The 26,648-nt window shown below is 71.2% G+C and carries 26 protein-coding genes; 15 read left to right on the top strand and 11 right to left on the bottom strand.

Going from position 1 to position 26,648, the window contains the following annotated elements:
• Positions 1-77: 77 nt before the first annotated feature.
• The 5 genes from K206_RS0123170 to K206_RS43825 all read right to left on the bottom strand — a co-directional run bounded on the left by K206_RS0123170 (position 78) and on the right by K206_RS43825 (position 3,449).
• Complete coding sequence (locus K206_RS0123170; RefSeq protein ID WP_020204777.1) at positions 78-770, bottom strand: C39 family peptidase; 693 nt, start codon at positions 768-770, stop codon at positions 78-80.
• 107 nt (positions 771-877) lie between these two features.
• Positions 878-1,678, bottom strand: a complete 801-nt coding sequence (locus tag K206_RS0123175) for a hypothetical protein (protein WP_029043977.1) — start codon at positions 1,676-1,678, stop codon at positions 878-880.
• An 18-nt stretch (positions 1,679-1,696) separates the two neighbouring features.
• Positions 1,697-2,299 (bottom strand): hypothetical protein, encoded by a 603-nt coding sequence (locus K206_RS0123180; protein WP_020204779.1) that lies wholly within the window; start codon positions 2,297-2,299, stop codon positions 1,697-1,699.
• The gene (locus K206_RS43050; RefSeq protein WP_155888192.1) at positions 2,296-2,844 is read right to left on the bottom strand and encodes a hypothetical protein; all 549 of its coding nucleotides are present in this window, start codon (positions 2,842-2,844) and stop codon (positions 2,296-2,298) included. The genes K206_RS0123180 and K206_RS43050 overlap by 4 nt, the downstream gene beginning before the upstream one ends.
• Positions 2,845-3,299: 455 nt before the next feature.
• Positions 3,300-3,449 carry a hypothetical protein gene (locus K206_RS43825; RefSeq protein WP_020204781.1) on the bottom strand — a complete coding sequence of 50 codons (150 nt, stop codon included), beginning with the start codon at positions 3,447-3,449 and terminating at the stop codon, positions 3,300-3,302.
• 194 nt (positions 3,450-3,643) lie between these two features.
• Here K206_RS43825 and K206_RS41815 point away from each other — a divergent pair, with 194 nt between their 5' ends.
• The 4 genes from K206_RS41815 to K206_RS0123210 all read left to right on the top strand — a co-directional run bounded on the left by K206_RS41815 (position 3,644) and on the right by K206_RS0123210 (position 8,151).
• Positions 3,644-3,808 carry a DUF1328 domain-containing protein gene (locus K206_RS41815; protein ID WP_020204782.1) on the top strand — a complete coding sequence of 55 codons (165 nt, stop codon included), beginning with the start codon at positions 3,644-3,646 and terminating at the stop codon, positions 3,806-3,808.
• A gap of 28 nt (positions 3,809-3,836) precedes the next feature.
• Positions 3,837-4,850, top strand: coding sequence for a YihY/virulence factor BrkB family protein (locus K206_RS0123200; RefSeq protein ID WP_020204783.1), 1,014 nt, complete (start codon positions 3,837-3,839; stop codon positions 4,848-4,850).
• Positions 4,851-4,984: 134 nt separating this feature from the next.
• On the top strand, positions 4,985-6,559 hold the full coding sequence (locus tag K206_RS0123205; RefSeq protein ID WP_020204784.1) for a peptide chain release factor 3: 1,575 nt from the start codon (positions 4,985-4,987) through the stop codon (positions 6,557-6,559).
• A gap of 338 nt (positions 6,560-6,897) precedes the next feature.
• On the top strand, positions 6,898-8,151 hold the full coding sequence (locus K206_RS0123210; RefSeq protein ID WP_020204785.1) for an MFS transporter: 1,254 nt from the start codon (positions 6,898-6,900) through the stop codon (positions 8,149-8,151).
• Positions 8,152-8,391: 240 nt separating this feature from the next.
• On the opposite strand, the gene K206_RS43055 is transcribed toward K206_RS0123210, so the two are convergent.
• Entirely contained in the window at positions 8,392-8,691 is a 300-nt protein-coding gene (locus K206_RS43055; RefSeq protein ID WP_155888193.1) for a hypothetical protein, read from the bottom strand.
• Here K206_RS43055 and K206_RS0123215 point away from each other — a divergent pair.
• The gene (locus tag K206_RS0123215; RefSeq protein ID WP_020204786.1) at positions 8,690-9,571 is read left to right on the top strand and encodes a mechanosensitive ion channel family protein; all 882 of its coding nucleotides are present in this window, start codon (positions 8,690-8,692) and stop codon (positions 9,569-9,571) included. The genes K206_RS43055 and K206_RS0123215 overlap by 2 nt on opposite strands.
• 46 nt (positions 9,572-9,617) lie before the next feature.
• Here K206_RS0123215 and edd read toward each other — a convergent pair whose 3' ends face one another.
• On the bottom strand, positions 9,618-11,444 hold the full coding sequence (edd, locus tag K206_RS0123220; protein ID WP_020204787.1) for a phosphogluconate dehydratase: 1,827 nt from the start codon (positions 11,442-11,444) through the stop codon (positions 9,618-9,620).
• A 636-nt stretch (positions 11,445-12,080) separates the two neighbouring features.
• Here edd and fusA point away from each other — a divergent pair.
• A complete protein-coding gene (gene fusA, locus K206_RS0123225) occupies positions 12,081-14,129 on the top strand; it encodes an elongation factor G (RefSeq protein ID WP_020204788.1) in 2,049 nt (682 codons plus the stop codon).
• Positions 14,130-14,244: 115 nt separating this feature from the next.
• Here the strand turns inward: fusA and K206_RS0123230 are convergent, their stop codons facing one another.
• The 3 genes from K206_RS0123230 to K206_RS0123240 form a co-directional block, all read right to left on the bottom strand.
• A complete protein-coding gene (locus tag K206_RS0123230) occupies positions 14,245-14,997 on the bottom strand; it encodes a glutathione S-transferase C-terminal domain-containing protein (RefSeq protein WP_020204789.1) in 753 nt (250 codons plus the stop codon).
• A gap of 111 nt (positions 14,998-15,108) precedes the next feature.
• Positions 15,109-15,378, bottom strand: a complete 270-nt coding sequence (locus K206_RS0123235; protein ID WP_020204790.1) for a type II toxin-antitoxin system HicA family toxin — start codon at positions 15,376-15,378, stop codon at positions 15,109-15,111.
• A gap of 369 nt (positions 15,379-15,747) precedes the next feature.
• Positions 15,748-16,539 carry a crotonase/enoyl-CoA hydratase family protein gene (locus K206_RS0123240; protein WP_020204791.1) on the bottom strand — a complete coding sequence of 264 codons (792 nt, stop codon included), beginning with the start codon at positions 16,537-16,539 and terminating at the stop codon, positions 15,748-15,750.
• Positions 16,540-16,728: 189 nt separating this feature from the next.
• On the opposite strand from K206_RS0123240, the gene K206_RS0123245 reads away from it, so the two are divergent.
• From K206_RS0123245 to K206_RS0123270, 6 genes are all read left to right on the top strand, one after another.
• Complete coding sequence (locus tag K206_RS0123245; RefSeq protein ID WP_020204792.1) at positions 16,729-17,526, top strand: hypothetical protein; 798 nt, start codon at positions 16,729-16,731, stop codon at positions 17,524-17,526.
• A gap of 107 nt (positions 17,527-17,633) precedes the next feature.
• Positions 17,634-19,082, top strand: coding sequence for a glucose-6-phosphate dehydrogenase (gene zwf / locus K206_RS0123250; protein WP_020204793.1), 1,449 nt, complete (start codon positions 17,634-17,636; stop codon positions 19,080-19,082).
• Between the two features lie 107 nt (positions 19,083-19,189).
• Complete coding sequence (gene pgl, locus K206_RS0123255; RefSeq protein ID WP_029043981.1) at positions 19,190-19,870, top strand: 6-phosphogluconolactonase; 681 nt, start codon at positions 19,190-19,192, stop codon at positions 19,868-19,870.
• 14 nt (positions 19,871-19,884) lie between these two features.
• A complete protein-coding gene (gene glk / locus K206_RS0123260) occupies positions 19,885-20,880 on the top strand; it encodes a glucokinase (protein WP_029043982.1) in 996 nt (331 codons plus the stop codon).
• A gap of 19 nt (positions 20,881-20,899) precedes the next feature.
• The gene (locus tag K206_RS0123265; protein WP_029043983.1) at positions 20,900-21,607 is read left to right on the top strand and encodes a response regulator transcription factor; all 708 of its coding nucleotides are present in this window, start codon (positions 20,900-20,902) and stop codon (positions 21,605-21,607) included.
• Complete coding sequence (locus tag K206_RS0123270; protein WP_020204797.1) at positions 21,607-22,935, top strand: HAMP domain-containing sensor histidine kinase; 1,329 nt, start codon at positions 21,607-21,609, stop codon at positions 22,933-22,935. Before K206_RS0123265 ends, K206_RS0123270 begins: the two co-directional genes overlap by 1 nt.
• Positions 22,936-22,961: 26 nt before the next feature.
• Here K206_RS0123270 and K206_RS0123275 read toward each other — a convergent pair whose 3' ends face one another.
• Positions 22,962-23,897, bottom strand: a complete 936-nt coding sequence (locus K206_RS0123275; protein ID WP_020204798.1) for a 2-hydroxyacid dehydrogenase — start codon at positions 23,895-23,897, stop codon at positions 22,962-22,964.
• A 172-nt stretch (positions 23,898-24,069) separates the two neighbouring features.
• On the opposite strand from K206_RS0123275, the gene K206_RS43060 reads away from it, so the two are divergent.
• From K206_RS43060 to K206_RS0123285, 3 genes are all read left to right on the top strand, one after another.
• On the top strand, positions 24,070-24,252 hold the full coding sequence (locus tag K206_RS43060; protein ID WP_155888194.1) for a hypothetical protein: 183 nt from the start codon (positions 24,070-24,072) through the stop codon (positions 24,250-24,252).
• 547 nt (positions 24,253-24,799) lie between these two features.
• Positions 24,800-25,873 (top strand): 4-hydroxyphenylpyruvate dioxygenase, encoded by a 1,074-nt coding sequence (hppD, locus tag K206_RS0123280; protein WP_029043984.1) that lies wholly within the window; start codon positions 24,800-24,802, stop codon positions 25,871-25,873.
• A 90-nt stretch (positions 25,874-25,963) separates the two neighbouring features.
• Positions 25,964-26,648: aminotransferase class I/II-fold pyridoxal phosphate-dependent enzyme (locus K206_RS0123285; protein WP_020204800.1), on the top strand; the 685-nt coding region annotated here is incomplete at its 3' end.

The raw sequence follows: 26,648 nt of genomic DNA on the forward strand, positions 1-26,648 counted from the left end.
CCCGCGCCGCCGGCGCGGCAGCCATCGCCGCGCCGGCGGCGCAGGTCAGGCAGAACAGGCGCAGCGCGGTGGCCATGTCAGAAATAGTCCATGCGGATCAGGCCGAAATCGAGCGCGGCCGGCACCATGCCGCCGGCCAGCGCGGCGTTGGTCCGCTCGCGCAGGGCCGGCGCGGTGAAGTCCAGCAGCGGCGAGTTCGCATCGAACGGGCGGCCCACGATGGCGAACACCAGCCCGTTCCAGTTGGCGGCGAAATCCTCTTCCCTGATGATGCGGTTGCCCAGCGCCGGGTCGGCCACGAACACGCGCCCGTCGATGGCCCTGCGCACCACCACGAAGTGCAGGTAGCCGTTGACGTCGAGCAGCGTGATGACCGGGATCCGAAGCTGGCGCAGCGCGCCGTAGTCCACGCGGAAGCCCCGTCCGCGCAGCCCCAGCGTCTCCACGTAGTTGCGCATGTCGAGCATGGAGAAGCCGTTCTTGAGCACGGTGTCGGCATCGGAGATGCGCAGCATGTCCTCCACGATCTTCGGCTCGGCGAGGTCGAAGCCGTAACCGTAGCGCAACAGCGTGCCCACCGCCGCCGCGCCGCAACTGAAGTCGAGCTGCTGGCGCATCACGTTCTGGTAGCGCATCTCCAGCATGCTCCTGACCGGCTTCCTGAGCATGGCCTGGCCATCGAGGTTGATGGTCATCGTGCCCTGCCCGCTGGCGCCGCAGGCGGCGGCCAGCAGCAGGCATGCCCCGGTCACGCGAAATAGCGCGCGCATCTCGTTTCCTCCCTCGGGCGGGATGAGCCGGTACCCCCCGGTGCCCGGCTCCGCCGCCGCGTCTTTCCGTACCGCGGCCGCAATGCGGCCATGCCGCGGCGCCGCGCTCAGTGCGTCGCCGTGGAAATGGCGAGGCCGTTGCTCTGCGCGTTGCCGGCGCCGGCGGAGATGTTCACGCCGATGTTGCCCACCGCGTTGGCCAGCGCGCCGCCGGCCAGCGAGGCCGTGTTGCTCGGCCGGCAGCCGCACATCGACAGGTCGTTGCCGTAGGTGGACTGGTCGTTGGACGCGCTCGCCTTGGCCAGCACGCCGACCGGCTGCCCGCCGCGGCCGGTGCCGCCGCCGGTGTTGACCGAGGCCGCCAGCGCATTGCTCTGCAGGTTGCCGGCGCCGGCGGCGATGTTCACGCCGACGTTGCCCCTGGCGCCGGCGAGCATGCCGTCGCCCAGGGTGGCGCTGTTGGCGGCGCCGGCCATGCGCACGCCGTTGCCGCCGGTCTTCTGGCTGGAGAACACCTGCGCGGAGGCGAACACGTCGGCGGCGTCGATGCTCGCCAGCGCGGCCTGGTTGGACTGGCTGTTGCCGGCGCCGGCGGAGACGTTCACGCCGATATTGCCCTGCGCGTTGACCAGCGCGCTGCCGCCGCCGGACGCGGCATTATTCGACGGGCCGATGCGCACGCCGTTGCCGCGCGCGCTCTGCTGGCTGTCGACCACCGCGCCCGATTCGGACTTGAAGCGGATGTCGCCCCAGGCAAAGCCGAAGCCGCGCACGTAGATGTCGTTGCTGATGGCGGTCTGGTTGAAGATGTCGGCCTCGTCGGGACGATCGAAGTAGCTGAACCCGCCCGCGAACGCACTGGTGGAAAGCGCGGCCATCGCTGCGATGGCGAGCATTCTCGTTTTCATGATCTTCTCCTTCCCTTGCTAGAAAAAAGTGCCCGCCGGGGGACGGAGCACAAAAACGTTGGACGAGACGTTCCCCGATCCCGCCGTCTGGTTCAGCTGCACCAGGCCGCTGGCGTTGCGGTAGGCATCCGGCTGGATGACTGCCTCGCGCGGTCCCGGTGCGCGGCCCGCTGAACCCGGGCGGCTCCCGCCTGCCGATGCGGCGGCCAGCAGGCCGTCCGAGATCGCCTCGATCCTCACCGCGGCGGACGGCGCCAGCACCGCCGCGTTGCTCTGCAGGTTGCCGTTGCCGCTGGCCACGTTGGCCGCGATCAGCCCGCTGGCGCCGGCAAACGCGCCGCCGCCGATCTGGCTGGCGGCGCCGGCCGCGGGCGCGGTGGCGCCGGCACGTTGCATCGATTGCACCGCGGCGGCGGCGGTGGAGATCGCGGCCTGGTTGCTCTGCGCGTTGCCGCTGCCCGCGGCCACGTTGACGGCGGCGCGCCCGGCCACGCCGGCCAGCGCGCCCGGACCGATGCCGGTGTTATCCGCGCTCGCCACCTGCGCGCCCGCCACCTGCGCGTGCGCCGGCATGCCGCCCAGCGCGAGCACGGCGCAGGCGATGGCGCGCGCCGGTGTCATGGCCGCAGTCCCGTGGCCAGCGGCGCGAGCCCGCGCAGCAAGGCGCCGCTCGCGCCGCCGGTGGCCTGCGTTACCTGCCCGGCAATGCCGCCCGCGACGCCGGCGATGGTGACGCCCGCGGCCAGCCCTTCGGCCTGGGCCGGCAGGCCGGCGCGGCGCGCAGGCACCGCCTGGCCGGCAGAGGGCGCGGCGCCGCCCGCGGCGCTGCGGCCCACCGCGGCAGCGAGGTCGCTGTCGGTCAGGTCGCTCGCCACGGCGGCGGCGGATTGCTGGAAGCGCTGGGACGGAAACGGCTCGACAGCGGCGGCTATCGGCATGTCCCCCTGCGGAATGCCGCGATAGGCAATACGCGGCTCGACGCTGCGCAGAACGACGATGTCGCCTGTGCCGGCAATCGCGCAGAGGGGAGCAAGGGCGGCGACAAAAGCTGCAACACCGACGGCGCGGGCCGCGCCAGCCGATGCGATCGCCTTCGTGCCGTCATACGCGCAGGCGGCTGACGCATGGCAGAACTCACTCCCGCGTTGTAGGACTCGTCGCGTCATTTTTTTATGTCTCCCTGCCGGGCACAGAGCGACAAGCATGCCAATCCGCGCAAAGCCAGCACCGGGGCCGGTTTGCGGGCGGCGCGGAAGCACGCGGGGAGGTTCCCCCCGAACGGGGGGACGCTTTGGTTGCGGTACTGAAACATGCCGCCGGCCGCGCCGGCGGCGGCTTTCGGCGGCCGATCGCCCGCGCGGCTTGCCGTGTCCGGCAAGGAGTCCGCCCGCGCGGGGCCGCGCTGGCGGCCCGGCGTTGGTTGCAGGGCTGTAACAGGCGCGCCGGCGGCCGGCGCGCACGGTGGCCGACCGTTTCATTCACGCAGAAACGGGTACGCCGGACGCTTGCGGAGGGTGCGTGAAGTGGCGCGGGCGCGGGGATGGCACGCGGGGCAACGGCGATGTCCGCGCCGCCATCGCGCCCCGCGCATGCCGTGCCGCGGCGTGGATGCGCGGCGCGCCTAGCGTGCCGGCGCGGCGCTGGCCTGCTCGGCCATGCCGCCGGAGATCGGCTTCGGGCCCGGCTGGCTGCGCTCGCAGCCGGTGGCGGCAAGCACGCCGAGCGCCAGGAAGACGGCAATGCCGAGGCAGTGCGCGGTGGTCCGGTTCATGGTGCCTCCTTCTGACTGGGTTCGGGAAAGACGGCCGGAAGGACGGCGGCCGGCGTGGCCGCCGCCCGCCTGCCTTCCGGTTCCAGTCTAGCCGCTGGCGCGCTGCGCGCGCGCTTGGGCAAAGCGCGCGGGCGGCTGTATCATGGACTTTCGGCCACATGCAAAAACGGGAGAGGCCTTGCCGGAGTCTCATCATGTTGCGCTATGCCGTGCTTTTCTTCGTGGTCGCCGTGATTGCCGCGCTGTTCGGCTTCGGCGGCCTTTCCGCCGGGGCGGCCCAGGTAGCCAAGCTGCTCTTCATCGTCTTCCTTGTGCTGTTCGCGGTGTCGCTCGTCTGGGGCCTGCGCAAGGAGCGCTAACCATGCCGGCGTAGCCCGTGCCGTCCTCATGGCCACCTCCCCGCCGGACCCGCGCGTGAATCCCGCCGATGCGCCCCGCCGCCCCCTGGACGCCGATGCGCCCCGGCCGCGCCCGGGCCGCTGGCTGCCCGACCGCCACACCGCCGCGCGCACCGCCAGCGTGGTGGGGGCCTCGGTCCGCGCCTGGGTGGCCCACCGCGCCGCCAGCAAGGGCGCGGCGCTGTCGTTCTACATGCTGTTCTCGCTCGCGCCGATCCTGGTGCTGGTGATCTCCATCGCCGGCATCTTCTTCGGCGCCGAGGCCGCGCGCGGCGAGATCTTCGCCCAGATCGACGGCCTGGTCGGCGCGCAGGGCGCGGCCGCCATCCAGGAGATCCTGGCCGCCACCCACCGCGCCGGCGGCGGCGGGCTGGCCGCCGCCATCGCCACCGGCATCCTGTTCGTCGGCGCCACCAGCGCCTTCGCCGAGCTCAAGGGCAGCCTGGACGAGATCTGGGCCGCGCCGGCGCCGCAGGGCGCGGGCTGGCAGCAATTGCTGCGCGCGCGGCTGCTGTCGTTCAGCCTGGTGCTGGTGCTGGCCTTCATGCTGCTGGTGTCGCTGATCGTCAACGCCGCGCTGGCCGTGGTGGACCGCTTCTGGGGCCAGATGTGGACGCAGTCCTGGTTCGCGCCGGTGGCCGACGTGCTCTCCACCGCGTTTTCGTTCGGCGTGGTCACGCTGCTGTTCGCGGTGATCTTCAAGATGCTGCCCAATGCGCGCATCGCGTGGCGCGACGTCATCATGGGCGCCGTCATCACCGCGTTGCTGTTCGCCGCAGGCAAGCGGCTGATCGGCCTGTACCTCGGCAACAGCGCGGTGGCGTCTTCCTACGGCGCGGCCGGCTCGGTCGTCGCGCTGATGCTGTGGGTGTATTACTCGGCGCAAATCTTCTTCTTCGGGGCCGAGCTGACGCGTCAGTACGCGCTGCAATTCGGCAGCCTGCGCGGCCAGGGCGCGGGCGCGCAGGCCGCGCCGCGCGCGGCCGCGCCCGCGAACCGGTAAAATACCGCCCGATTCCCTTCGTGCATGCCCGCAGTGCCCGGCGCCCCGACCTCGAGCTGATGGTCCCGCCGGCCCCTGGCGCCGGCCCGCTGCGCCCCGGGCCTTTCCATCTTCCGTTTGCAGAATCCACCGCCGTGAGCTCGCTCGTATCCGAAATTGCGCGTCGTCGCACCTTTGCCATCATTTCGCACCCTGACGCGGGTAAGACGACCCTGACCGAAAAACTGCTGTGGTTCGGCGGCGCCATCCAGGTCGCCGGCGAAGTGCGCGCGCGCAAGGCCGACCGCCACGCCACCTCCGACTGGATGGAGCTGGAAAAGCAGCGCGGCATCTCGGTGACTTCGTCGGTGATGCAGTTCCCGTACCGCGAGAACATCGTCAACCTGCTCGACACCCCGGGCCACGAAGACTTCTCCGAGGACACCTACCGCACGCTGACCGCGGTGGACTCCGCGGTGATGGTGATCGACTCGGTCAACGGCGTGGAAGCGCAGACCATCAAGCTGCTCAACGTCTGCCGCCTGCGCGACACGCCCATCCTCACCTTCATCAACAAGCTCGACCGCGAAGGCCGCTCGCCGATCGAGCTGCTCGACGAAATCGAAGACGTGCTGCAGATGCAGTGCGCGCCGATGACGTGGCCGATCGGCATGGGCAAGTCCTTCCGCGGCGTGTACCACCTGATCGACGACCGCGTGCAACTGTTCGACCCGCACGGCGAGAAGGGCACCTCCGCGATGGTCGACGGGCTCGACAACCCCGAGCTCGACCGCGTGCTGGGCAGCCAGGCCGAGGAGCTGCGCATCGAGATCGAACTGGTGCGCGGCGCCTCGCATGCGTTCGACAAGGACGCGTTCCTCGCCGGCAAGCAGACCCCGGTCTACTTCGGCTCGGCCATCAACAACTTCGGCGTGCAGTCGCTGCTCGACGCGCTGTGCGAGCTCGCTCCGCCACCGCAGGCGCGCAACACCGAGACCCGCGTGGTGGAGCCGGACGAGCCCAGGTTCACCGGCTTCGTGTTCAAGATCCAGGCCAACATGGACCCGCGCCACCGCGACCGCATCGCCTTCGTGCGCGTGTGCTCGGGCCGCTTCGAGCGCGGCATGAAGCTGCTGCACGTGTCCACCGGCAAGACGGTCGCCATCAACAACGCCATCACCTTCATGGCGCAGGACCGCAACACCACCGAGGAAGCGTATTCGGGCGACATCATCGGCGTGCCCAACCACGGCACCATCCGCCTGGGCGACGTGTTCACCGAGGGCGAGCCGCTCAAGTTCACCGGCATCCCCTCGTTCGCGCCCGAGTTCTTCCGCCGCGCGCGCCTGAACAACCCGCTCAAGGTCAAGCAGCTGCAGAAGGGCCTGCAGCAGCTGGCCGAGGAAGGCGCCACGCAGATGTTCCGCCCGATCGCCTCCAACGACCTCGTGCTGGGCGCCGTGGGCATCCTGCAGTTCGACGTGGTGGCGCACCGGCTCGAGCACGAATACGGCGTCGACGCGATCTTCGAATCGCACGAATGCGCCACCGCGCGCTGGCTCAAGGGCGACCCGGCCGAGATCGAGAAGCTGATCGAGAAGGCCGGCCACAACGTCGCGCTCGACGGCGCCGGCGACCACGTCTACCTCGCGCCGAGCATGGTCAACCTGCGCCTGACGCAGGAGCGCTTCCCGAAGGTGGAGTTCCGCGAGACGCGCGAGATCGTCTGACGTTCCGCGCGCGCAGGCTGTCGCGGTGTCGCGGCTTGCGCTGGCGGAAGTGGGTCTGGGGGCGGTCCGGTCGCCGCCGCAGGGCACGTCGCAGGTGCCGATACCGTCACTGCGGCGCTATTGTGTCAGATTCGATACATAGAACTTGCCGCATGCGGCTGCATGCGGCGGCCCGCTCGGATAGAATCCAAAGCTTGCGGAATCAAGCATCAGGCCAGACAGGAGGCCCGCTCCCAGGCTCGTTTCAGGGAAAAGGGCAGCTTCAGGCGCTTTTTTACGTTCCGCCGCGTGGGGCCTTGCTGCGTGCCCCGCCGACTTTCCCGTCCTTGCCGCCATCCATGTCGACCCCTGCCACCATTCCGGCCGCCGAGCCGGATTCCGTTTTTCGCGACCCTTCGTTCCGGCTGTTCTGGTTTGCCCGCCTGTGCACCACGATCGGCTACCAGATCTTCACGGTGGCGGTGGGCTGGCAGATCTACGACCTCACCCGCGATCCCTTCATGCTCGGCATGGTGGGGCTGGTGCAGTTCCTGCCCTCGGTGGTCCTGCTGCTGATGTCCGGCCACGTGGCCGACCGCTTCGACCGGCGCGTGATCGTGCGCTCGTGCCAGACGCTGGAAGCGCTGATCGCGGTCTCGATGGCGGTGGCCAGCCTCAAGGGCTGGATCACGCGCGAGCACATCTTCGTCTTTGTGGCCCTGATCGGCGCCACCCGCGCCTTCGAGACGCCCACGCTGCAGGCGCTGCTGCCCAGCGTGGTCACGGCGCGCCAGTTGCCGCGCGCGGTGGCCATGTCGAGCTCGGCCGTGCAGACCGCCATCATCATCGGCCCGGCCCTGGGCGGCTTCGCCTACGTGGCCGGCCCCGGCGTGGTCTACGCCATCAGCGCCACGCTGTTCGCCATCGCCGCCTGCCTGGTGAGCGCGCTCAAGCTGCGCCAGCTCGTGCAGCGCAACAACACGCCGGTCAGCGTTGCCACGCTGTTCGCGGGCATCGCCTACATCCGCAGCCGGCCGGTGCTGCTCGGCGCCATCTCGCTAGACCTGTTCGCCGTGCTGCTGGGGGGCGCCACCGCGCTGCTGCCGATCTACGCGCGCGACATCCTGCACACCGGCCCGTGGGGCCTCGGCCTGCTGCGCTCGTCGCCGGCCATCGGCGCGCTGACCACGGCGCTGTGGCTGGCGCACCATCCGATGAACCGGCGCGTGGGCCGCATCATGTTCGGCGCGGTGGCGGTGTTCGGCGTCGCCACGATGGTGTTCGGCGTCTCGCGCTGGCTGCCGCTGTCGATGGTGGCGCTGGTCATGCTCGGCGCCTCCGACATGATCAGCGTGGTGGTGCGTTCCACGCTGGTCCAGCTCGACACGCCCGACGACATGCGCGGGCGCGTGGGCGCGGTCAACTCGGTCTTCATCGGCGCGTCCAATCAGCTGGGCGAGTTCGAGTCGGGCGTCACGGCGGCGCTGCTCGGGCCGGTCGGCGCGGTGCTGCTGGGCGGCCTGGGCACGCTGGTGGTGGTGGCGGTATGGATGCGCCTGTTCCCCTCGCTCGCCGAGCGCGACCGCCTGCACGACCATCCCGTGGCCGCCTGAGCCGGCCGCCGCGGGCTCTTGGCACGGCGCCGCGCGCCGTGCCGCGCATCCCTTTCGAATCCCCTCCGAATCCCTTCCAGACGCGAAAGCGTACCCGTTTCTGCGTGCCGCCGGTCCCATGCGGCGGCGCTGCCGCGAATGCCCGCGGGCATCCGGCCCGCACGCCATCGGCCTGACCTCCGGCGACATTTTTCGACGCGGCGCCAGCCCTTGCGCGACAAGGGCTGGCGCTGGCTGGCGCTATTTCGCGCGCGCCTCGCGCGGCCGCGCGCGGGGAACCTCACTGCCGCGCTTCTGTCCTGAATACATCCGCAATATCGAGCCATTGCCGGTGATTGTCCGACATCCGGTCGGGCCATCGCGGGCAGGTCCCGGTGCCGCGCCGCGCGAAACCGGCGCGCCGTGGCGCCGGGTTTGCGCCCGGGTTTGCGCGCTGTCGGGGCACGCAGAAACGGGTACGCCCGGCGCGTTCCCATTGCGCTTCGCCTTGTCCTGATCTTTGTCCTTGTCCTTGTTTTCTCCGCCGGAGCCGATCGCCATGAACCTCAACTTCATCGACCCGCAGAAGCTGGAAGCTGCCGGCACCTACCTCGCGCAGCTCGCCGTGCAGCAGGGCCTGAACTGCATCGCCGCCATCGTCATCCTGATCCTGGGCTGGTGGATCTCCGGGCGCGCCCGCGCGGCCATCCTGCACGCCTTCGACCGGCCGAGCGTGGACGCCACGCTGCGCCCGATGCTGGCCAGCGTCACGCAATGGATCGTGCGCGTGCTGACCGTGGTGCTGGTGCTGTCGCAGTTCGGCGTGCAGACCGCGAGCATCGTCGCCATGCTCGGCGCGGCCGGCCTGGCCATCGGGCTGGCGCTGCAGGGCACGCTGCAGAACATCGCCGCCGGCATCATGCTGGTGCTGCTGCGGCCGTTCCGCGTGGGCCAGTACATCGACGCGCAGGGCGTGGCCGGCACCGTGCGCGAGACCGGCCTGTTCATGACCGAGCTGACCACCTTCGACGGCGTCTGCCTGCGCGTGCCCAACGGCAAGATCTGGGGCAGCGCCATCACCAACTACAGCGAGAACCCCACGCGCCGGCTCGACATCGAAGTCACCGTCACCTTCGGCGCCGACATCCAGGCCGCGCTCGACGCGCTGCGCGCCATGCTCGCGGCGGACAAGCGCGTGCTGCCCGAACCCGCGGCCGAAGTCATGGTGGTCAACTATGCCGCGCAGGGCGTCACGCTCAACGTGCGCTGCTGGACCACTGCCGGCGACTACTGGAACGTGCGCTTCGCCTTCTACCAGCGCATCAAGCCGGCGCTCGAAGCGGCCGGCTGCCCGCTCGCCGTGCCGGTGCAGGAAGTGCGCGTGCCGGACGGCGCCCGGCCCGAGCCCGCGGCGCTGTCCGCGGCCCAGCGCCTGAGCTGACGCGGGCCCCGCCATACGGCACCGCGGCGCGCCACGCCCGCCGCCGTCAGCCCTCGTCGGCAAACAGCGCGCACGCGCCTTCTTCCGCCGAGCCGACGTGCTTGCGGAAGCCGCCGAACAGGTCGCGCCCCACGCCGTGCCGGTTGGCCGACAGGTCCGGCGGCGTGATGTCGCGCGCGTCCCATTCGGCCTGCGGCACCATCACCGCCAGCACGCCCGCATGCGCGTCCACGCGCATCGGGTCGCCGTCGCGCACGCGCGCGATGCCGCCGCCGTTCAGCGCCTCGGGACAGACGTGGATGGCCGCCGGCACCTTGCCCGAGGCGCCCGACATGCGGCCGTCCGTCACCAGCGCCACGCGAAAGCCGCGCCCCTGCAGCACGGTCAGCGTGGGCGTGAGCTTGTGCAGCTCGGGCATGCCGCAGGCGGCCGGCCCCTGCCACGGCAGCACCGCGACGAAATCGCGCTCCAGCTCGCCGCGCTTGAACGCATCGATCAGCGCGTCCTGCGTGTGGAACACCAGCGCCGGCGCCTCCACCACGTGGTGCTCGGGCTTGACCGCGGAGATCTTGAGCACGGCGCGGCCGATATTGCCGTCGAGCAGCTTGATGCCGCCTTCGGGCGCGAACGGCCGCGCCGCGGCGCGCACGATGCTGTCGTCCAGCGGCGCGGCGGGCCCGTCGATCCACACCAGTCTGCCGTCGCGCAGGACCGGCTCGCGCGTGTAGTCGGCCAGCCCCTTGCCCGCCACCGTGGTCACGTCGTCGTGCAGCAGGCCCAGCGACAGCAGCCCGCGGATCACCACCGGCAGGCCGCCGGCGGCCTGGAACTGGTTCACGTCGGCGCTGCCGTTCGGGTACACGCGCGCCAGCAGCGGCACCACTTCCGAGAGCTCGGCGAAATCGTCCCAGCCCAGCACGATGCCCGCCACGCGCGCCATCGCCACCAGGTGCAGCGTGTGGTTGGTGGAGCCGCCGGTGGCCAGCAGCCCCACGATGCCGTTGACGAAGGCGCGCTCGTCGAGCACGTCGGCCACCGGCGTGTAGCGCTCGCCGCCGTGCACGAGGCGCAGCGCCTGACGCGCGGCTTCGCGCGTGAGCGCCTCGCGCAGCGGCGTGCCGGGATTGACGAAGGCGGTGCCGGGCAGATGCAGGCCCATCATCTCCATCAGCATCTGGTTGGAGTTCGCGGTGCCGTAGAAGGTGCAGGTGCCGGGGCCGTGATATGACTTGCTCTCGGCCTCGAGCAGCTCCGCGCGGCCGATCTTGCCCTCGGCGTATTGCTGGCGGATGCGCGCCTTTTCCTCGTTGCCGATGCCGGTGGTCATGGGCCCGGCCGGCACGAACACCGCGGGCAGGTGGCCGAACGACAGCGCGCCCATCACCAGCCCCGGCACGATCTTGTCGCACACGCCCAGGTACAGCGCGCCGTCGAACATCTGGTGCGACAGCGCCACCGCCGCCGACAGCGCGATCACGTCGCGCGAGAACAGCGACAGGTCCATGCCGTCCTGGCCCTGCGTCACGCCATCGCACATGGCCGGCGTGCCGCCGGCGAACTGCGCGGTGCCGCCCGCTTCGAGCGCGGCCTCCTTGAGCCATTGCGGATATGCCGCCAGCGGCTGGTGCGCGGACAGCATGTCGTTGTAGGACGAGACGATGGCGAGGTTGGGCCGCTCCTGCGCCTTGAGCCGGATCCTGGCCTGCTCGGGCATGGCCGCCACGCCGTGCGCGAGGTTGGTACAGGACAGGTGCGCGCGTTCCACCTTCTGTCCGGCCAGCGCGCGCGTGCGCGCCAGGTAGGCCTGGCGGGTGGCGGCGCTGCGCGCGACGATGCGGGCGGTGACCCGTTCCAGGACGGGATGGCTTGGCATGGGGATCTCCTGCGGGGTGTCCTCGGCTTCCAGCCTAGTGCACTTTGCCGGGCGCTGCACGCATGCCACGCGCCCTGCACGTTTCATGCAACGGTGCTAGACTGCGCGCCAATCTCTGGAGTCCGGACAACATGAAACAAGCAGCCCGACGCACCGCCGCGCCCTTCGCAGGGTTTGCCGCGTTTGCCGCGGCACCGCACGGTGATCGCGTGCTGCTGGCCATTCACGTCTAGTCTTCCGAGCGTCGCGCCCGGAAGGCTGGCAGGCCGCTCCGGGGAACGCGAAGCATGCACAAACCCCGGACGGCCCCGCAGGCCCGCCGGGGTTTTGTTTTTGCACTTCGCCACCATCTCACACGCCATGCGTACCTACGACAAGCTGATCGCCACGATTCAAACCGGCCAAGGGAACGGGAGCTTGCGCTCGTCCCTTGGCGTGGTAACGGCATCGGCTGTCGCCGCCATCGATGTCACTGCGTGCCGCATGCGGCATGCCGGCGCCGCCCCGCAAGCGATTCCATAGCCCCCTGGCTGCCATCCGCAGTCCCGGGGCATCGCACAGACCGCTCGCCGGGGACACCGACAACACCCTGGCCGGCACGCACCCGCCAGGGTGTTTTCGCAAAGGCAGCCCATCATGGAACGCAAGGCACTCAACAACAACGACAACGACAACGGCATCGTCAGGAACATCGGCATCATCGCCCACGTGGACGCGGGCAAGACCACCACCTCCGAACGCATCCTGTTCTACACCGGCGCCAGCCACCGGCTCGGCGAAGTGCACGACGGCGCCGCCGCCCTGGACTTCGACCCGCAGGAGCAGGCGCGCGGCATCACCATCAACAGCGCCGCCACCACCGTGGCCTGGCGCGGCCACCGCATCAACCTGATCGACACGCCCGGCCACATCGATTTCAACATCGAGGTGAACCGCTCGCTGCGCGTGCTCGACGGCGCCGTGGTGGTGTTCGACGGCGTGGCCGGCGTGGAGCCGCAGACCGAGACCAACTGGCGCCTGGCCGACCGCTACCGCGTGCCGCGCATCGCCTTCGTCAACAAGCTCGACCGCACCGGCGCGGATTTCCTGCGCGTGGTGGGCATGATCGAGCAGCGCCTGGGCGCGGTGCCGCTGGTGCTGCAACTGCCGATCGGCAGCGAAGCCGCCTTCGCCGGCGTGGTCGATCTCGTCGCCATGCGGGCGCTGCTGTGGCCGGACGGCGCCGGCAGGCAGGCCTACGCCACGCAGCCCGTGCCGCACGCGATGGCGGAGCAGGCCGCGGCCTGGCGCCAGCGCCTGCTGGAGACGCTCGCCGAGCACGACGACGCCATGCTGGAAGGCTACCTCGCCGGCCGCGAGCCGGATGCGGCGGCGCTGCGCGCGGCCATCCGCCGCGTGACCGTGGCCGGCGCCGCGGTGCCGGTGCTGGCCGGCTCCGCGTTCAAGAACAAGGGCGTGGAGCCGCTGCTAGACGCCGTCACCAGCTACCTGCCGGCGCCGGCCGACGTGGCGCGCCCCGAACTGGACGCGGACCCGGCCCAGCCGCTGGCGGCGCTCGCCTTCAAGGTCGTGCACGACGCGCACGGCACGCTTACGTTCGTGCGCATCTACCGCGGCCGTGTGGCCGCCGGCGACACCGTGCTCAACGCCGGCAGCGGCAAGCGCGAGCGCGTGGCGCGCCTGTACGAGATGCATGCCGACAGCAAGCAGGAGCGCGGCGCGGCCGTGGCCGGCGACATCGTGGCCATCGCCGGCCTCAAGGCCACCGTGACCGGCGACACGCTGACCGATCCGGCGCATCCCGTGGTGCTGGAAAGCATCGACGCGCCCGAGCCCGTGATCGACGTCGCCATCGAGCCGCGCACCCACGCCGACCAGGCCGGCCTGTCGCGCGGCCTGCAGGCGCTGGTGCAGGAAGACCCCAGCCTGCGCCTGCGGCAGGACCCGGAAAGCGGGCAGACGCTGCTGTCCGGCATGGGCGAGCTGCAGCTCGAAGTCACGCTGGAAAAGCTGCGCGCGCGCTTCAACGTGGAGGTGACGGTAGGCCGGCCGCAGGTGGCTTATCGCGAAACGCTGACGCGCGCGGCCGAAGCGCGCTACCTGCACCGCAAGCAAAGCGGCGGCCCCGGCCAGTACGCCGAGGTGCTGCTGCGCGTGGAGCCGCTGCCGCGCGGCGAGGGCATCCGCTTCGAGAGCCGCATCGCCGGTGGCGCGGTGCCGCGCGAGTACGTGCCCGCGGTGGAAGCCGGCATCCGCCGCGCCGCCGCGCAGGGCGTGGTGGCCGGCCATCCGCTGGTGGACTTCAGGGCGGTGCTGCTCGACGGCAGCCATCACGAGCGCGACTCCTCGGCGCTGGCCTTCGAGACCGCGGCGGCGGCGGCCATGCGCGAAGCGGCGCGGGCCGCCGCGCCCGTGGTGCTGGAGCCGGTCATGGCGGTGGAAGCGAGCGCGCCCGCCGACCACGTCGGCGACGTGATCGGCGACCTGCACCGCCGCCGCGGCGTGGTGCGCGCTCAGTCGCAGCAGGGCGGCGGCGGCGCCGTGATCGAGGCGCACGTGCCGCTGGCCGGCATGTTCGGCTACATCGGCAGCCTGCGCGCGCTGACCTCGGGACGCGGCAGCTTCGGCATGCAGTTCGACCACTACGCGCCGGTGCCGGTCAAGGTGGCGCAAGCGGTCGCATAGCGGCCAACGCGAGGTGAACGAAAAGCCCGCCCGGCATGACGCCGGCGCGGGCTTTTTCTTGGGGCGATGCCGGGGTCCGGCGGGTCAGTCTTCCTGCGGCACGCCGAGCGCCTGCCTAATCCCGCTTCGGAATATTCAGCCCCCGCGCCACCGCCGGCCGCGCCACGAACGCTTCCAGCACGCGCGTGACGTTCGGGAAGTCCTGGATGCCCACCAGATCGCCCGCCTCGTAGAAGCCGATCAGGTTGCGCACCCACGGAAACGTGGCGACGTCGGCGATGGTGTACTGGTCGCCCATGATCCACGCGCGGCCCGCGAGGCGGGTTTCGAGCACGCCCAGCAGGCGCCGGGCCTCGGCCACGTAGCGGTCGCGCGGGCGCTTGTCCTCGTAGTCCTTGCCGGCGAACTTGTTGAAGAAACCGAGCTGCCCGAACATCGGGCCGATGCCGCCCATCTGGAACATCAGCCACTGGATGGTCTCGTAGCGGCCCGCCGCGTCCTGCGGGATCAGCTTGCCGCTCTTGTCGGCGAGGTAGAGCAGGATCGCGCCGGACTCGAACAGCGCCAGCGGCTTGCCGTCCGGGCCATCGGGGTCGAGGATCGCGGGGATCTTGTTGTTGGGATTGAGCGAGCGGAATTCCGGCGACATCTGGTCGTTGGCGTCGAAGCGCACGAGGTGCGGTTCATACGGCAGGCCGGTTTCCTCCAGCATGATGGACACCTTCACGCCGTTGGGCGTCGGCAGCGAGTAGAGCTGGATGCGCCCGGGATGCTGCGCGGGCCATTTGCGGGTGATCGGGAAATCGGACAGGGTGGCGGGCAAGGCGGCGGACAAGGCGGCGGACGAGGAAGCGGAATGCTCGGTCATGAAGGGGGAGATCCGGTTGGCTGAAATGGTGAGATGGTGAAATGCGATGCGATGCAATGCGCGGGGAGGGCCTGCGGTGGCCCCATCCCGCGCTTGTTGTTTTTCCCGATGCTATTTGTCGTCGCCGGGCGGGCTCACGCCCGCGGCCGTGAGGCAATCGCGCAGGTGCTTGATTTCCTGCTTGGCGCAGACGTTGCCGTGGTGCGGATGATGCAGGTAGAACTCATGCTCGTTGAGGACCACCCGGAAGCGCGCGCCCTGGATGGGCTCGACCGTCGCGCCAAGCTGCTGCAGCAGGGTCTCCACTTCGCGCCAGTGGATGTTGTTGCTGAGCGGGTGGCTGAAGATCGACTGCAGCAGGGTCCGGGATTTGTGGCTCATGAGAGGCTCGATCGGCGTCGGCGGCAATAGCCGTAGCATACAAGAGCGGGTCGGTCGGCGCTTGGCGTCACATGGCGGCGGGCGTGCCGCGGTTCACCGCCGGCATGAAGCGATGTCGGCATGTGCCCGGCGCGCCGGCGCACGATGCCGCCACCTCGCGCCGAGGGCGCTTACTTGCGGTTTACCTGCGTATACCCAGCGTATACGTCATGCGGCGTTCCCCGGGCACAGCGGCCATGCGCGGGCCGCGCCGCGCAGACAGGTCCAGGCGTGGCGGCCGTCACGGGCTGGTTTCTTCGCCGTTGTTTTCATGGATCTTTTTGCGCAGAAACGGGTACGCCCGGGTTTGCGCGCGGGCACCGCGCGCGCTCAGTCCGCGAACTTGCCGTGCCGCCCGGCGCCGCCGGCGAAGCGCGCCGCGCCGGGTATACCTTCCTCGAACACGACCGGCACGCCGCCCGCGCCTTCGGCGCGCAGCGCGTCGGCCAGCGGCAGGTCCCACTGCGCGTGGGCGGAGGCGCGGTCGGCCAGCATGCAGCGCTGCGGGAACGCGGCCAGCTCGCGCGCCAGTGCCTCGGCCGCCGCGCGCGCCTGGCCGTTTTCCACCACGCGGTTGGCCAGGCCCATCGCCAGCGCTTCGCCGGCCGGCACCGCGCGCCCGGTCAGGATCATGTCGAGCGCCCGGCCCATGCCGACGATACGCGGCAGCCGCACCGTGCCGCCGTCGATCAGCGGCACGCCCCAGCGCCGGCAGAACACGCCGAATACGGCATCGCGCTCGGCCACGCGCAGGTCCGCCAGCAGCGCCAGCTCCAGGCCGCCGGCCACCGCGTAGCCGCTCACCGCGGCGATCAGCGGCTTGGACAAGGCCATCCGGCTCGGCCCCATCGGCCCCGCGCCGCCGCCGCGCGGGTCCAGTTCGTGGCGGCGCGCGGGGTCGCCCACCGCGCCCAGGTCGGCGCCGGCGCAGAAGTGGCCGCCGGCGCCCCACAGCACCGCCACGCGTAGCGCCGGGGCGGCCTCGAAATGCGCGAAGGCCGCGCGCAGCGCCAGCGCCATCGGGCCGTCCACGGCGTTGCGCTTGTCGGCGCGGTCCAGGATGACGGTGAAGACCGGGCCGTCGGTCTCGGTCCTGACATGGGGGCTGGCGGTGCTGTCCATGCGCGCATCCTCGATGGGTGAAGTTAGCAAAGTTGTGCCAAAGTGGCGGTTTCCGTGTTTTGTCGAGCAAACCAGATATTTCGTTGAATCATATTTGTATGTCAGGCGCAGAAATATTTCTCGTATACCCCACGGCCCCACGACCCCGAGCGACCGCCAATGCCCGCTCCATCGCCGCCTTTTCCGTCCATGCATGAGATAGAGATCCGCGAGCCCTCGGCCACCGACCTGGTGATCGACCTGCTGTTCGGCCATCCGGAGCGCACGCTGCCGGTCCAGGCGCTGGCGCGCGGCGCCGAGGTCATGGGCATCGGCACGCCCAGCGTGCGGGTGGCGCTGACGCGCCTGCAGCGCCAGGGCCGCATCGTCAAGACCGAACGCGGCTGCTACGCCGCGGTGCCGGAAGGCAACCCGGTCTACAACGAGGTGGAGCACTGGTTCGAGAAGGAAAGCCGGCTGGAGCAGTGGAACGGCGGCTGGCTGGTGGTGCAGGACGCGGCCGTGGCGCGCGCCGAGAAGACCGCCTGGCGCCACCACGCGCGCGCGCTGGCGCTGTGCGGCTTCCGGCCCCTGGCGGCGGCCATCAACGTGCGGCCCGACAATCTCGCCGGCGGCGCCACCGCGATGCGCGCCAAGCTGGCGCGGCTCGGCATGGCCGGCGCCAGCCTGCTGTTCGTGGGCCGCGAGTTCGACGTGGACACCGCCACGCGCATGGTGCAGTTGTGGGACGTGCCGGCGCTGCAGTCGGCCTACCGCCGCGCGCTGGCGCAGCTCGACCGCAGCCGCGCCAAGCTCGCGCGCATGGCGCCCGACGCCGGCGCGCGCGAGAGCATGCTGGTGGGCCGCGCCATCATCCGCGCCATCGTGCGCGACCCGCTGCTGCCCGAGGCCATCATGGATCCGGCGCCGCGCCGCGCGCTGATCGAGGCCACCCGCAGCTACCAGCTGCACGCGCGCACGCTGTGGGTGGACCTGCTGGGCACCTAGCCCCGGCCAGCCTCGCCAAGCGGCGGCGACTCACGTAAACTTGCCGGAACTCACGCGGTGCCGCGCGCCGCCATCACGCTGGTCACGACAAGGAGCTCAGGGTGAGCATGCCCGATTTCGACATGGTGCTGTTCGGCGGCACCGGGGACCTGGCGCGGCGCAAGCTGCTGCCGGCGCTGTTCGACGCGCATTGCGCCGGACTGCTGCACCCCAATGCCCGCATCCTCGCCACCGGCAGCCACCCGCTGAGCACCGCGGACTACGCCGGCTCGCTGGAGCAGAGCGTGCGCCCGGGCCTGGAGCACGCGCCGCCCGAGGCCTGGGCCGCCTTTCTCGCGCGCATCGCCTACGTGCAGGTCGACGCGCGCGAGCCCGGCCACTTCGACACGCTGGCGCGCACGGTCCTGCAGCGCGCGCCCGAGGTGGTGGTCTGCTATCTCGCCACCGGCCCGCACATCTTCGTGCCCATCTGCGAGCAACTGGCGCGAACCGGGCTCAACCAGCGTAATGTGCGCATCGTGCTGGAAAAGCCGCTGGGGCACGACCTGCAATCCTCCGACGCCATCAACTCGGCGGTGGCGCAGTTCTTCGCCGAGGACCAGATCTACCGGATCGACCACTACCTGGGCAAGGAGTCGGTGCAGAACCTGATGGCGATCCGCTTCGGCAATGCGCTGTTCGAGCCGCTGTGGCGCCGCGAGTGGGTGCAGGACGTGCAGATCACCATCGCCGAGGAGCTCGGCGTGGAGACGCGCGGCGACTTCTACGACGGCACCGGCGCGCTGCGCGACATGGTGCAGAACCACCTGCTGCAACTGCTGTGCATGGTGGCGATGGAGCCGCCCACCAGCCTGTCCGAGGACAGCATCCGCGACGAGAAGATCAAGATCCTCAAGGCGCTCAAGCCCATCCTGCCGCAGGACGTGGCCGAGAAGACCGTGCGCGGCCAGTACCGCGCGGGCGCCGCCGGCGGCAAGCCGGTGCCGGGCTACCTCGAGGAAAAGGGCATCGCCGCCGACAGCCGCACCGAGACCTTCGTCGCCATCAAGGCCGAGATCGCCAACTGGCGCTGGGCCGGCGTGCCGTTCTACCTGCGCACCGGCAAGCGCATGCAGTCGCGCGTGGCGGAGATCGTGATCCACTTCCGCGACGTGCCGCACGCGATCTTCCCGCGCCCGCTCACGCTCTCGCCGCAGAACCGGCTGGTGATCCGGCTGCAGCCCGAGGAGAGCATCCGCCTGTACTTCCTGGTCAAGCAGCCCGGCGACACGGTGGCGCTCACGCCGACCTCGCTCGACCTGGACTTCGCCAACTCGTTCAAGGTGCGCCGCGCGGGCGCCTACGAGCGCCTGCTGCTCGACGTCATCCGCGGCCGGCTGGGCCTGTTCGTGCGCCGCGACGAGCAGGCGCAGGCGTGGCGCTGGGTCGAGCCGATCCTCGACACCTGGGAGGAAAGCACGGTGCCGCCCAAGCCCTACACCGCCGGCACCTGGGGCCCGGCCGCGTCGTCGGCGCTGATGTCGCGCGACGGCGCGCTGTGGCACGAGGAGGTGTGAGCACCGCGCAGGACGGCGGCAGGAGACAGGCAGCCGACGACAGGCAGGCGCGGCCGCGCGGCAACCCGCCGCCGCGCCGCAGGCAGACCAACCCACGGGAGACCCGCATGCGACGCTTCGAACATACCTCCGAGATGGACCTGGCCGAAGCGCTGGCGATCTCGGTCGGCCATGCGCTGGAACTGGCCATCGGCGTCAACGGCTGGGCGGTGCTGGCGGTGTCGGGCGGGCGCTCGCCGGTGGCCTTCTTCGAGCGGCTGCGCTACCGCACCATCCGCTGGGAGGCGGTCACCGTCACGCTGGTCGACGAGCGCGCGGTGCCGCCGGACCATGAGGACAGCAACGGCGCGCTGGTGCGCCGCCACCTGCTGCGCGAGGCCGCCGCCAGCGCCGCCTTCGTGCCGCTGGTAAACAGCGAGGCCGAGGCGGCCGATCCCGCCAGCGCCGTGGCGCGCCTCAACGCGGCCTGGCGCCAGCCCGACGTGGTGGTGCTGGGCATGGGCGAGGACGGCCACACCGCTTCGCTGTTCCCGGAGGCGCCGGAACTGGAGCACGCGCTGTCCGAGCCGCGCCCGGGCTATCTCGTCACCCATCCGCGCGCGGCGCCGCACGCGCGCATCACGCTCAACCTCGCGGCGCTGCTGGCGGCCGAGCGCGTGTTCCTGTCGTTCGCCGGCGCGGCCAAGGCCGCCGTGTTCGCGCGCGCCTGCCAGGGGCCGACCCCGGCGTTGCCGGTCAGCCTGGTGATGAGCCGGCACCGCCACGGCACCGACGTCTTTTCCGCCTGATGCCGCCCGATACCATGCCCAGCTTCCCACGCCTGCTCGGCGACGTCGGCGGCACCAACGTGCGCTTCGCGCTGGAAACCGCGCCGCAGCGCATCGGCCCCGTGACCGCGCTCAAGGTGGCCGACTTCGCCTCGCTCGAAGCCGCCATGCGCCACTACCTCGACCGCCTGCCGCCCGGCACCGCGCGCCCGCGCCATGCCGCGGTCGGCCTCGCCAACCCGGTGACGGGCGACCGCGTCAAGCTGACCAACCACGCCTGGGCGTTCTCGATCTCGGAGATGCAGCGCGCGCTCGGGCTGGACCTGCTGGTGGCCCTCAACGACTTCACCGCGCTCGCGCTCGGCCTGCCGCACCTCGGCCCGCAGGACGTGGCGCCGCTGCGCGCCGGCACGCCGGTGCCGCACGCGCCGCTGGCGCTGGTCGGGCCCGGCACCGGGCTGGGCGTGTCCGGCCTGGTGCCGGCGCGCGCCGGCCCGGCCGTGGCGCTGGCCGGGGAGGGCGGCCACATCGAGCTGATGCCCGACACCGACGACGAATGGATCGCCTGGCGCGCCGCGCATCAGGCCTTCGGCCGCGTGTCGGCGGAGCGCCTGCTGTCGGGCATGGGGCTGTCGCTCACGCATGCCGCGCTGCACGCAGAAACGGGTACGCCCCCGGCGCGCCGGCTCGATCCGGCCGAGGTCACGGACGGCGCGCTGGTGCGCGGCGATCCGCTGTGCCGGCGCGCGCTGGCGGTGTTCTGCGGGCTGCTCGGCTCGGTGGCGGCCGACGTCGCGCTGGTGCTCGGCGCGCGCGGCGGCGTCTACCTCGGCGGCGGCATCGTGCCGCGCTTCGTGCCGGCGCTGCGCGCGTCGGCCTTCAACGCGCGCTTCGTCGCCAAGGGCCGCATGGGCGCCTACCTCGAGAGCGTGCCCGTCTACGTGATTACCGCCGGCTTCCCCGCGCTGCCGGGCCTGGCGCAGGCGCTGGCCGACGCGCTGGCGCACGGCGCGCGCGCCAACCCGGCCTGATGCTGATGCGGACCTGAACATGCGTGTATTGCTGGTGGAAGACGACGCCATGATCGGCGACAGCGTGAAAGTGGCGCTGCGCCAGGAAGGCTTTGCGGTGGACTGGGTGCAGGACGGCGAGGCGGGCCTGGCCGCGGCGACCCAGCAGGGCGGGCCGGACGGCGAGGACTGCTACGCGCTGATCCTGCTCGACCTGGGCCTGCCGCGCCGCTCCGGGCTGGAGGTGCTGGCCGCGCTGCGCGCGCGCGGCGTGGCCACGCCGGTGCTGATCCTGACCGCGCGCGACGCCGTGGCTGACCGCGTGGCGGGCCTCAACGCCGGCGCCGACGACTACCTCGTCAAGCCGTTCGACCTGCAGGAACTGGCCGCGCGCATGCACGCGCTGGTGCGCCGCGCGCAGGGCCGCGCCGAGCCGCTACTGCGCTACGGCGAGATCGTGCTCAACCCGGTCACGCGCGAGGTCACGCTCGCCGGCGAGCCGGTCAGGCTGTCCGCGCGCGAGTTCGGCCTGCTGTCCGCGCTGCTGGCACGCCCCGGCAAGGTGTGGTCGGTGGCGCAGCTCGAGGAGCGCCTGTACGGCTGGGGCGACGAGGTCGGCAGCAACACCGTGGAGGTCTACATCCACGCGCTGCGCAAGAAGTTCGGCGCGGCGCTGATCCGCAACATCCGCGGCGTGGGCTACGTGGTGCCCAGGCCGGAGGCCGCCGCGCCCGGAGATCCGGCCTGATGCGCTCCATCCAGAAGACCCTGCTGTGGTGGCTGGCGCTCGGCCTGCTGGCGGGCATCCTGATGGCCACCGCGCTGATCTACGGCCAGGCGCGCCAGGAGGCCAACGCGCTGTTCGACTACCAGATGAAGCAGGTGGCGGCGGCGCTGCCCAGCCAGTTCGCCGATCCGGTGATGCCCTCGTTCGCGCAGCCCGAGCCGGGCGCGAGCCTGTTCCACGCCGACGAGGACGTGGTGATCCACATCTGGGACGGCTCGGGCCGCAGCCTGTACCTGTCGCAGGCGCATCCGCGCCTGCCGCAGCGCGCCGAGCTCGGTTTTTCCAACGTGCGCACCGACGAGGGCGAATGGCGCATCTACAGCGTGCAGCTCGGGCCGGCCGTGGTGCAGATCGCCCAGCCCATGTCGGCGCGCAGCGAGGTGGCCGCGCGCATGGCGCTGCGCACCGTGACACCGCTGCTGCTGCTGCTGCCGCTGCTGGGCTGGCTGGTGTGGGTGGCGGTGGGGCGCGGCCTGCGGCCGCTGCGCGAGATCGCCGCCGGGGTGCGCCAGCGCGACGCCAACGCGCTCTCGCCGCTGGCCGTGACCAGCATGCCCGACGAGATCGCGCCGCTGACCGAGGCGCTCAACCAGTTGCTGGCGCGCCTGTCGCACGCCATCGACACCCAGCGCGCCTTTGTCGCCGACGCCGCGCACGCGCTGCGCACGCCGCTGGCCGCGCTGCAATTGCAGGCGCAACTGGTGGAGCGCGCCGATTCCGCCGAGGCGCGCCGCGAAGCGGTGGGCAAGCTGCGCCAGGGCCTGGAGCGGCTCACGCACCTGGTGGCGCAGCTGCTCACGCTGGCCCGGCAGGAGCCGGGCGCGGCGGCGCCGGCGCACGAGCCGGTGGACCTGCGCGCGCTGGCCGGCGGCGTGGTGGCCGAGATGACCCAGGCCGCGCTCGACCGCGGGATCGACCTCGGCGTGGATGCCGACGGCGCAGCCGGCCCGGCGCTGGTGCGCGGCGACGCGGACGCGCTGCGCATCCTGCTGACCAACCTGGTGGACAACGCGCTGCGCTACGTGCCGCCCGGCGGCAAGGTCGACGTGGCCGCTACCGGCGGCGCCGGCTCGGTCGAGCTGGTGGTGCGCGACGACGGCCCCGGCATCCCGGCCGCCGAGCGCGAGCGCGTGTTCGACCGCTTCTACCGCGTGCCCGAGGCGCCCACCGGCGGCAGCGGGCTGGGCCTGGCCATCGTCGCCGAGATCGCGCAGTCGCACGGCGCGCGCGTCTTGCTGGAAGACGCGGCGCCGGGCCTGCGCGTGCGCGTGGTGTTTCCCGCGGCCTGAGCGGGCCGGCCTTGAGCGGGCCGGCTTCAGCCGACCGGCGTGAGCACCGGCTCGCCGGCGAAATGGCGGCGGCTGTTCTCGACGAACTGCCGCACCGACGCATCGATGGCCTCCGGCGACCAGCCGGCCACGTGCGGGGTCAGGACCACGTTGGGGCAGTCGAACAGCGCCACCGGCGGTTCCGGCTCGGTCTCGTAGACGTCGAGGCCGGCGCCGCCCAGCCGGCCCGCGCGCAGCGCCGCCGCCAGCGCGGCGGTATCGAGCACGCTGCCGCGCGCGATGTTGACCACGAAGCCGTGCGGCCCGAGCCGCGCCAGCACCTCGGCGCCCACCAGGTGGCGCGTGCCGGCGCCGCCGGGCGTGGCGATCACCAGGTAGTCGGCCCACTCGGCCAGCGCGCCCACGTCGCCGAAATAGCGGTAAGGCACGTCCTCGCGCGGCGAGCGGTTGTGATAGCCCACCTCCAGGTCGAAGCCCAGGCCGCGCCGCGCGATGCGCCGGCCGATGGTGCCCAGGCCCAGGATGCCCAGGCGCTTGCCCGACACGTTGGGCCGCAGCGGCAGCTCGGTGCGCCACTGGCCGGCGCGCGTGGCGCGGTCCAGCGCGGGCAGCGCGCGCACCGTGGCCAGCAGCAGCGCCACGGCATGGTCCGCCACGCAACTGTCGTTGGTGCCGGCGCCGTTGGCGACCACGATGCCGCGCGCGCGGGCATGCGCCACGGCGATGTTCTCGTAGCCCGCGCCCAGCGCGCAGACCAGCTCCAGCGCCGGCATCGCGTCGATTTCGGCGGCGCTCAGGCCGACCGAGCCGATGGTCAGCACGGCGCGGATGCGCGCGCCGTCCGCGCGGATGCGCGCGGCGCGGGCCGCGTCGTCGGGTGCGTACAGCACATCGTATTGCTCGGCGATCCAGCCGAGGTGTTCGTCTTGGACGTGGTTGAGGACCAGCAGGAGGGGCTTCATGGCGGAAGGGAGTCTTGGAGCGGTCGAGGCGATGCGCCAGCGGCCCCGGACGGGACCAAGCTGCACCGCAGCATTGTAGCGGCGGCGCGGCGGGCGTGCTGGCGCGGGCCGTGCCTGGGCGCGCCGCGCCGGCCCATTATCGAATCCCTGCCAACAGTGCTTCCAATCCGGCATGGATGATCGGCCGCCGCGCAATGGCCATAATCGACGGCATGCGATTGCGATGCGCCACGCCGCGCATCGGCGCGCTTTTTCCTCGTCTTGCTTTCGTTTCGCTTTCTCAAGGAGCCATGCCATGTTTCCCGATTTCAAGAACGCCAGGGTGCTGGTGGACAGCGGCGGCGCGATCGGCTGAGCACGCACCGACCGCACGCAGAAACGGGTACGCTTTGCCGCCGGCGCGGGCGCGGCGCGGTCCGTTTCGGTCCCCGGCGCGCAATGCGCCACCCGCGCAGGCGGCCATGCGGGCGGTCCGGCGGCGCGCGTTCGCGCGATCCGGCGCCGCGCGCGGCGGCGCAAGACCAGCACGCAGAAACGGGTACGCTTCGAGGTTTCCGGAGCGGGCGCGGAGGGCTGCCCGGCGTTCGTCCGGCGCGAGCCATGCGCGCAGGCGCGGACCGCGGGCCGGGACAGGGCGCGCATTTCCATGCTCAAATCGAAAATTTCGGCGCTATTTCATGGCGGACAATAGGGTTATCCCCTCCCGATTTCGCTATTACATTCCCCGGGCTAGCCAATAAACTCTCTGCAACCTATGGTCCTGTTGACGGCGTTGCAGTCTCCGGCGCACCGGCAGGAACATGGACAAAGACAGAGACGTCCCGCGGGCCCGCGCGGCAGCCACGCCGCCTTCGCCGCTTGCCGGACGCCGCCCCCTTCCCCCGTTCATCTGGCCCCCGATCATGGCAGACCTCTTTGAAAACCCGATGCAGTTGATGGGCTTCGAATTCGTGGAATTCGCCTCGCCCACGCCCAACCTCCTGGAACCGCTGTTCGAGCAGATGGGTTTCAGCCTGGTGGCGCGCCACCGTTCCAAGGACGTGCTGCTGTATCGCCAGAACGAGATCAACTTCATCGTCAACCGCGAGCCGCACAGCCCGGCGGCGTACTTCGCGGCCGAGCACGGCCCGAGCGCGTGCGGCATGGCCTTCCGCGTGAAGGACTCGCACAAGGCCTACAAGCGCGCGCTGGAGCTGGGCGCGCAGCCGGTGGAAATCGCCACCGGCCCGATGGAGCTGCGCCTGCCCGCGATCAAGGGCATCGGCGGCGCGCCGCTGTACCTGATCGACCGCTTCGAGGACGGCAAGTCCATCTACGACATCGACTTCGAATTCGTCGAAGGCGCGGAGCGCCGCCCGCCGGGCCACGGCCTGCGCCTGATCGACCACCTGACGCACAACGTCTACCGCGGCCGCATGGCCTACTGGGCCCATTTCTACGAGAAGCTGTTCAATTTCCGCGAGATCCGCTACTTCGACATCCAGGGCGAATACACCGGCCTGACCTCCAAGGCGATGACGGCGCCGGACGGCAAGATCCGCATCCCGCTCAACGAGGAATCGTCCAAGGGCAGCGGCCAGATCGAGGAATTCCTGATGGCCTTCAACGGCGAGGGCATCCAGCACATCGCCTTCCTGACCGACAACCTGATCGAAGTCATCGACAACCTGCAGATGGCCGGCGTGCCGCTGATGACGGCGCCCAACGACTACTACTACGAAGCGCTCGACAAGCGCCTGCCGGGCCACGGCCAGCCGGTCGAGCAGCTCAAGGCGCGCGGCATCCTGCTCGACGGCACCACCGAAGGCGGCAAGCCGCGCCTGCTGCTGCAGATCTTCTCGAAGACCGCGCTCGGCCCGGTGTTCTTCGAGTTCATCGAGCGCAAGGGCGACGAAGGTTTCGGCGAAGGCAATTTCAAGGCGCTGTTCGAGTCGCTGGAACGCGACCAGATCGAGCGCGGCACGCTGAAGGTCTGAGCGCGAGCGCCGGGGCGCCCCGCCCCGGCTGCCCGGCGCCTGTCCTACAATGCCGGCTGCATCTTCGTCGCACCACCCACTGAGCGCACCATGTTCGAACACATCGAGGCCTTCCCAGGCGATCCCATCCTCTCGCTGAACGAGAGCTTCCAGTCCGACCCCCGCACCGGCAAGGTCAACCTGAGCATCGGCATCTATTTCGACGATGCGGGCCGGCTGCCGGTCATGAAGGCCGTGGCGCAGGCCGAGGCCGAGCTGCTGGCCGACCTCGGCCCGCGCCCCTACCTGCCGATGGCGGGCAACGCCGCCTACCGCGACGCGGTCCAGGCGCTGGTGTTCGGCGAGCAGTGCGAGGCGCGCAAGGCCGGGCGCATCGCCACGCTGCAGACGCTCGGCGGCTCGGGCGCGCTGCGCGTCGGCGCCGATTTCCTCCGCCGCGCGTTCCCGCAGGCGCAGGTCTGGGTCAGCGACCCGAGCTGGGAAAACCACCGCGTGATCTTCGAGCGCGCCGGTTTCACCGTCAACACCTATCCCTACTACGACGACGCCACCGGCGGGCTGCGCTTTGACGCGATGATGGCGGCGCTGCGCGAGCTGCCGCGCCGCAGCATCGTGCTACTGCACGCGTGCTGCCACAACCCCACCGGCGTGGACCTGGACCAGGACCAGTGGCGCAAGGTGATCGCGCTGCTCAAGGCCAACGACCTGCTGCCGTTCGTCGACATGGCCTACCAGGGCTTCGGCGCCGGCCTCGACGAGGACGCGTTCGCCGTGC

Origin of the sequence: Cupriavidus sp. WS, from assembly GCF_000395345.1 — a bacterium.
GTDB lineage: Bacteria > Pseudomonadota > Gammaproteobacteria > Burkholderiales > Burkholderiaceae > Cupriavidus > Cupriavidus basilensis_B.